This is a genomic window from Legionella drancourtii LLAP12, assembly GCF_000162755.2.
GTDB classification, from domain to species: domain Bacteria; phylum Pseudomonadota; class Gammaproteobacteria; order Legionellales; family Legionellaceae; genus Legionella; species Legionella drancourtii.
In genome coordinates, this window is the sequence record NZ_JH413804.1 from 17,565 (window position 1) to 24,501 (window position 6,937).

The window sequence follows — 6,937 nt, forward strand, 5'->3', positions numbered from 1 at the left end:
AGAACCTTGAAGTCTACGAGTTTGCTCATATTTTTCAATATGTTAACGACAAAATGTCAACACACCCTAGAGGACGTCTCATCTCAACGGCATATAGACTTACATTCTTGGCAATGGAGAATAATCTTCAATGAAGAAGAACAAAATCAAATTCAAACTAAAATGTTACAACCATTTAAAGAATTTGGCTTAAATAAAGAAGTGCATTTTTCAGTCCCTCCAATTTTAACTTTACCTCATGATCTTTTTTTAGCTGAGTTTGTTGATAATTATTTATTTGCAATGTTTCATTCCATTTTTTATAAATCATTTTATGCTGAAAATCATCAAAGGTTTTTTCACTTGAGTAATTCGTTAGATCGACTAGACAGTAAACAAAATACATTGAAAGGATATCTCAATTTACTCCGTCAAGAAGAAATCACTGAGGAAATTCAGATTATCATGTTAAGTGCGGAAGCGGTTATTGGTAATGATATAAATTAGGGCACAGGGATACTCCTCTTAATTGAATCCAAAATTATCAATATTTTTTCTCCATGCCTACCATATTTTTCTTGCCTGTTAAAAATGGATTTCAAAGCGACATTTACTACACATAAATAACGAACGATATATCCTTCATTCAATTAATAGGTAGTTGCCATCTTCAAGTAATAGCATCAGAGTAATCAAGATAAGGAAAAGTCATGACCACAGACATTTTTATATGCTCGCCCACCCGTACTGCCATTGGAACATTTAACGGTACGCTGATTTAAAGAAAACTTTAGTATGATGAAAAAAACAATATGTAAAGAATCCCTCTGAACGTGACTATGATGTTGAGCATTATGCTGACAAACTTCTAAAATATATGGTCAATATCGGTGGATGTGCCATTAAGGTAAAATCGTAAAATACGTTCCTTGATGAATATCAACATCAAAGTTACACTTACCAAATTAGCCTTTAGCTTATTAGACAAATACAGTTTCTTTATTAAAAAACAATGAGGATGATTAATGAAATGACTCAATTGAGTGGATGGTTCTCATTGGCTTTTTTAATAGCGTCATTTTATTTGGCTAGCAGAGTTCCACTTTTAAACTGGTTATTCGGTGGTCTCAAACGTCAATTGCGTTGGCATCACTTAGTTGCTCTAATCAGCATTGCTGCCATGCTTTGGCATTTAGGCCTATTGAGCTGGCGTTATAGGGGGCATTTATCGTTACTTTTTGAGTGGAGCGATACGATGCTTCTGTCTGGCTGGATATCGCTTACCGGAATTATTCTAACTCTCCCCTTTGCTTTTTTTCTTACGCAAATTTCTTATAGGAAATGGCGAGTAACACATCTTTTAACTAGTGTTTCCCTCATTTCAGCACTGCTTCATACCTTCTTGCTATTTGAACCCAAGAATTCTGTAGAATGGATAATCTTTCTATTCATTCTGCTGCTGGGATCGATGTCTATCTTGTCAGCTGTCATCCTGCCCGCAAGCTCCTTCTGGGGTAAAAAATACCAAATTACCAAAATTTCAGAACCACGTCCAAATCTTTTTCTTATCCAACTTCAGCCAAGTGAACAAGGGATAGCACGGTCTGTTCACTACACCCCAGGGCAATTTATTTACCTTAAGTTTGTATCATTTGGATTTTCTAGAATTTGGCATCCCTTTACTATTATCTCCAGGCCAACAGAACCTTATATTGAACTTTTTATTAAAGCACGAGGAAGGGATACGGATCGCCTGAACACTATTTCTCTTACAACCCCCGTTCGTATTTTAGCACCATTTGGTACTTCATTTTGGAAAAAAGATCAAGCACAACTGTGGATTTCCAACGGTATAGGTGCAGCTATATTCCTTGCTGCTATACGTTCGTTTCCTCTTTCCCAGCAGAAAAAAATTCATTTTATTTGCTGTGATATTTCAGAAAAAAATATATTTTTCAGCGATGAACTAAACTTCCTCATGGAGGAGATTTCTTATTTTACATGGAAACCTTATATAGGTACTGGACAACAATTCGTCATTGAATTCCAAAATATGGTATTTGACAACCAAATTTTTGAACAGGTTCGCATCTGTGGGCATCCAGGTTTTCAGAATAGTCTTAAATCAGTATTAATATCTCGTGGAGTAAAAAGTCAAAATATTGAACTGGAGGGTTTACTATGAACATAAAATTTTGGTCATTATTTTTTTTCTATGCGTATTAACCTGGCAACAGGTTATTGCAGCAGAAAGGCTTATTACACCGCAGGAAATTAAATCGCATAATAATGTTAAAAATTGTTGGATAATCGTTGATGCTAAAGTGTATGACGTAACTAACCTCATAGCGATTCACGATACATATTGTGAAAAAACAAAGCTTACTGATTACTGTGGAGGAGATGTTAGTGCAATATGGCAAGAAAAGCAGAAATCTAATAATGCTCACAAGCGCAAATCAATTTTAGAATTTGAGCGAAGTTATGTTGGAAAGGTTCTTGAACCTTAATTTTTCAACACTCGTGCAATTTTAATAGTCATTTTTGAGAGCAGTCATCGACCCAACAAGTTAGTCTATGATTTAAGTATGATGATGGAAAAAGCAAGATGGAAAGTATCCATCTGAAAGTGATTAACATATAGGGAAAATTATGTCAGAAATAACCAAAAAGATGGTCTTTTATGTAGTATCCAAGCGCGTAAACTTTGAGGGGAGTAGTGCGTACTACAAAAATGCATCGATTAGTCTCGATACCAACTTAAAAGGAAACCCAGATGCATTTAACCCAGCAGAACTTCTATTAGCTGCAGTTTCTGCTTGTATGATTAAAGGTATTGAACGAGTCACTCCTTTTTTAAAATTTGAGCTGTATGGAATCGAAGTATTTAATCAACTTAAGCTACGAATTGAACAGGAGTTGTTGCCATGCCCACACGCAGCACACGTCGCCTTTCATTTTTAGATAGATTTTTAACCTTATGGATTTTCATGACGATGACTGCAGGTGTCGTTATCGGATCATTCTTTCCTACCGCACCGCAATTTTTAAACTCCCTATCTATTGGCTCCACGAATATCCCTATTGCAATTGGTCTGATTTTAATGATGTACCCCCCATTGGCCAGGGTAAAATATGAAGAATTACCACTGATATTCAAAGACTGGCGAATTCTCCTGTTGTCCTTGATTCAAAACTGGCTTATTGGTCCATTTCTCATGTTTGGTCTTGCTGTTTTGTTTTTACATGGATATCCCGAATACATGACTGGGCTTATTCTTATTGGCTTAGCACGCTGTATTGCCATGGTGATTGTCTGGAATCAGCTGGCAGAAGGGGATAATCAGTATGTTGCGGCCTTAGTGGCATTTAACAGTATTTTTCAACTGCTTTTCTTCAGTGTTTATGCCTGGTTTTTTCTAACAGTCTTGCCACCTCTGGTTGGTATGAGTGGGCAAGTAGTTCACATCAATTTTATGACGATTGCCGAAAGCGTCTTTATTTATTTGGGTATACCCTTTTTCGCAGGGTTTCTGACTCGTATTGTATTGATAAAGCGAAAAGGGTTAACCTGGTATGAAACCATTTTTTTACCAAAAATTTCTCCCATTACCTTGATTGCCCTACTTTTTACGATTCTTGCGATGTTTTCTTTAAAAGGTGCTATGGTGTTGCAACTTCCAGTAGATGTCATTCGTATTGCCATTCCTTTGGCCATTTATTTTGTGGTGATGTTTTTTGTCAGTTTTGCGATGGGAAAGCTTATTGGTGCCAGTTATGGAAAGACAACGGCAGCATCATTTACTGCAGCCAGTAATAATTTTGAATTGGCTATTGCTGTTGCAATTGCTACCTTTGGACTTAATTCTGCCATTGCCTTTACAACGGTCATTGGGCCTCTTGTAGAAGTACCAGTTCTTATTTTACTTGTGAATGTTGCATTTTGGTTGAGAAAACGCTGGTTTTTAGGAGCAACTTTAAAGCAATGACTCTAATCTAATATTGAAATTACTTAGCGACTGCTCAACAGTCGTTTTTGTTGAAACCGGGAGGCTCAAAATTACCCCATTAATTTCTGCTAATATTAAGGTTTATGGAAGATAATAAAATAAAGGGGGGGCTTATGAAAAATCCGTTACAAACATTAATTCATATAACTCCTGCTTACTCAGGTAGATCCTGAACTTACTGTAAGGAGATTAGTAGAATGAACATCCCCCAGGAAACGGTTGTCTCTGAAACAGGAGATGGTCAGTTTACACAGAAAATTATTATAGGAAATCATGTTTTAACAGCTGATGAGCCTATTATAAATGGTGGAAAAGATACTGGTCCCTCACCCTATGATTTTTTACTTGCTGCACTAGGCTCATGTACTTCGATGACATTACGTATGTACGCAAAACTTAAGAAATTTCCCCTGGAACAAGTTATTGTGAGGTTAAAACATGAAAAAATTCATGTTGAGGATTGTATTGGGTGTGAAAACAATAATTCAAAAATCGATCATATTGAGCGTTTAATTGAGCTAGAAGGAACACTGACTCAAGAACAACGTACTCAACTAGTAGAAATAGCCAATAAATGTCCAGTGCATCGAACATTAACGTCCAAAATTATTATTACAACAAAGCTGGTTGAAAACCAATCCAAATGATCTTAAGGAGCATCGCGATGAAAGCACTCATATACCAAGGACCAGGGAAAAAATCTTTAGAAGATCGTCCTGTTCCCGAAATAATAGATTCAACAGACGCGGTGATTAAGATTACAAGACTACAATTTGCGGCACTGATCTTCATATTCTTAAAGGAGATGTATTAACATGCCAATCTGGCCGAACTCTTGGTCATGAAGGTATAGGCGTGGTCGATCAAATTGGTTCAGGGGTAACAGGATTTAAGAAAGGAGATCATGTTCTTATTTCTTGTATCACATCCTGCAGCAAGTGTAATTATTGTCGCAAAGGAATGTTCTCACACTGTATAAGCGGTGGTTGGATCCTTGGTAACTCAATTGACGGTACACAAGCTGAGTATGTTCGAATACCCTTTGCAGACACCAGTCTTTATAAAATTCCTAAAGGAGTAGATAAAGAAGCTCTGGTAATGCTGAGTGATATTTTACCTACAGGTTTTGAATGTGGCGTACTCAACGGCAAAATACAACCAGGTAATACGGTAGCAATTGTAGTGGCAGGGCCTATTGGCTTGGCTGCTCTTCTTACTGCCCAGTTTTACTCTCCGGCTGAAATTATAATGATTGATTTAGATAATAACCGTCTGGAAATAGCAAAACGATTTGGAGCGACAACCACAATTAATAGCCAAGATGGCAAAACTGCAGAAAAAGTAATGAAAATGACGGATGGGCGTGGAGTAGACACGGCTATTGAAGCAGTTGGGATAGCTAATACATTTCTTATCTGTCAGGACATTGTGGCGCCAGGTGGTACTATTGCTAATATTGGTGTCCATGGTGCGAAAGTAGATTTACATTTAGAGCGATTGTGGTCTCAAAATATCGCGATTACCACCCGACTTGTTGATACAGTCACTACACCCATGTTACTCAAAACAGTATGTGACAAAAAAAATTAATCCTAGCTTATTGATTAGCCACCATTTTAAATTTAAAGATATTATGGATGCTTATGAAACGTTCGAAAATGCAGCTAATACCCATGCGCTAAAAGTAATAATTGACGTAGGATGATGCTGTTTACCAGGGAGTTGGCAATATAGCTAACTCCCTCGTTATCCTTGAAAGCAACTTAACTTAATTTTGTCTGGATGCGCTTTAGCCGATCGTAAGCATCCTGCGCTATTTCTAATATTTCCGGTTTGTTAACAAGGCCCATGACAGCAAGTGGATCCATAAAAGAAACAAGCACGCTACCATCACTTTCCTCACTAACAACAACATTGCAAGGTAATAACAACCCGATATTTGGATCTATTTCTAACGCTCGATGTGCTAATTGAGGGTTGCAGGCACCGAGAATAATGTATGGTTTTCTTTCAATGCCTAATTTTTTTTTCAGTGTTGCTTGCACGTCAATTTCAGTTAAAATTCCAAATCCTTCAGTTTTTAATGATTCCGTTACTTCTGCAATGACATTTGTAAATGAGTCATGTCGTTTAACATTGAAATAATACATAATTGTTTCTCTCCATAGTCATATTGGTATCTCTCACGCAAAATTGCGTAAATCCACGTTGAAATAAATCATAAAATCAGTCCAGATTCTGATTTACCCATCGAATCAACTCTTGTGTTCCCATCGCTCCGGCACTTTTGGCAATTTCTTTTCCGTGAAGAAAAAGCATCAGGGTTGGGATGCTTTGAATGTTGTAACGTGAGGCTAAAGCTTGTTCAGTTTCAATATTAATCTTGATTAATCGAACTCTCGGCTCAAGAAAAGCTGCTGCAGATTCGAAGTGGGGGACCATTATTTTGCAAGGGCCGCACCATTGGGCCCAGAAATCAACCAATACAGGGATGTCATTATGATTGATGTGACGCTCGAAAAGCGCCTGGTTCAATGTGATTGGTTTTCCATAAAAAAGTGCTTTTTGACATTTTCCACAATTGGGATGTTCTATCAAACGTGTCGCTAGTAGTCGGTTGATGGTATTACAGTGCGGGCAAACAATATACATTGTATCACTCATAGTATTAGCTCTCATCTAGTCACTAATTTGATTAATTCTGGTGCTCTTTTCTTGCATCAGGAACCAAAAATTATCCATAGCCACCACTTATCGCATTAAGGATTTAACTATAGCTGAAGAGAGTGATCTGAGCAATCTAAGGTAAAATACACAAATCAAAACAAATAAATATTAATGGATTTCTCATTGTAAAATATTAGTATATTCTAATATAATAAAAATTATGAATACAATTATTTCTAATACAAACCTTGAGGTAATGAAAAAAAACTCCCTCAAGGCAG

The 6,937-nt window shown here is 36.9% G+C and carries 9 protein-coding genes and 1 pseudogene; 8 read left to right on the forward strand and 2 right to left on the reverse strand.

Annotated features, from left to right (window positions below):
* The 8 genes and pseudogenes from LDG_RS03565 to LDG_RS03595 all read left to right on the forward strand — a co-directional run.
* Positions 1–486, forward strand: a pseudogene (locus LDG_RS03565) (F0F1 ATP synthase subunit gamma); the annotation flags it as partial.
* Between the two features lie 523 nt (positions 487–1,009).
* Positions 1,010–2,164 (forward strand): ferric reductase-like transmembrane domain-containing protein, encoded by a 1,155-nt coding sequence (locus tag LDG_RS03570; protein ID WP_006869777.1) that lies wholly within the window; start codon positions 1,010–1,012, stop codon positions 2,162–2,164.
* Positions 2,165–2,174: 10 nt separating this feature from the next.
* On the forward strand, positions 2,175–2,489 hold the full coding sequence (locus tag LDG_RS03575) for a cytochrome b5 domain-containing protein (protein WP_006869778.1): 315 nt from the start codon (positions 2,175–2,177) through the stop codon (positions 2,487–2,489).
* 142 nt (positions 2,490–2,631) lie between these two features.
* On the forward strand, positions 2,632–2,943 hold the full coding sequence (locus tag LDG_RS03580) for an OsmC family protein (protein WP_006869779.1): 312 nt from the start codon (positions 2,632–2,634) through the stop codon (positions 2,941–2,943).
* Positions 2,907–3,968 (forward strand): ACR3 family arsenite efflux transporter, encoded by a 1,062-nt coding sequence (gene arsB, locus LDG_RS03585; protein ID WP_006869780.1) that lies wholly within the window; start codon positions 2,907–2,909, stop codon positions 3,966–3,968. The genes LDG_RS03580 and arsB overlap by 37 nt, the downstream gene beginning before the upstream one ends.
* Before the next feature lie 218 nt (positions 3,969–4,186).
* Positions 4,187–4,636, forward strand: coding sequence for an OsmC family protein (locus LDG_RS03590; protein WP_006869781.1), 450 nt, complete (start codon positions 4,187–4,189; stop codon positions 4,634–4,636).
* Positions 4,637–4,653: 17 nt separating this feature from the next.
* Positions 4,654–4,803: a hypothetical protein gene (locus LDG_RS20040; RefSeq protein ID WP_233491411.1), complete on the forward strand. Its 150-nt coding sequence runs from the start codon at positions 4,654–4,656 to the stop codon at positions 4,801–4,803.
* Positions 4,782–5,579, forward strand: coding sequence for a zinc-binding dehydrogenase (locus LDG_RS03595; protein ID WP_233491412.1), 798 nt, complete (start codon positions 4,782–4,784; stop codon positions 5,577–5,579). Before LDG_RS20040 ends, LDG_RS03595 begins: the two co-directional genes overlap by 22 nt.
* 173 nt (positions 5,580–5,752) lie before the next feature.
* Here LDG_RS03595 and LDG_RS03600 read toward each other — a convergent pair whose 3' ends face one another.
* Positions 5,753–6,139 carry a DUF302 domain-containing protein gene (locus LDG_RS03600; protein WP_006869784.1) on the reverse strand — a complete coding sequence of 129 codons (387 nt, stop codon included), beginning with the start codon at positions 6,137–6,139 and terminating at the stop codon, positions 5,753–5,755.
* Positions 6,140–6,215: 76 nt separating this feature from the next.
* The gene (trxC, locus tag LDG_RS03605) at positions 6,216–6,653 is read right to left on the reverse strand and encodes a thioredoxin TrxC (protein ID WP_040534377.1); all 438 of its coding nucleotides are present in this window, start codon (positions 6,651–6,653) and stop codon (positions 6,216–6,218) included.
* Between the last annotated feature and the right edge of the window lie 284 nt (positions 6,654–6,937).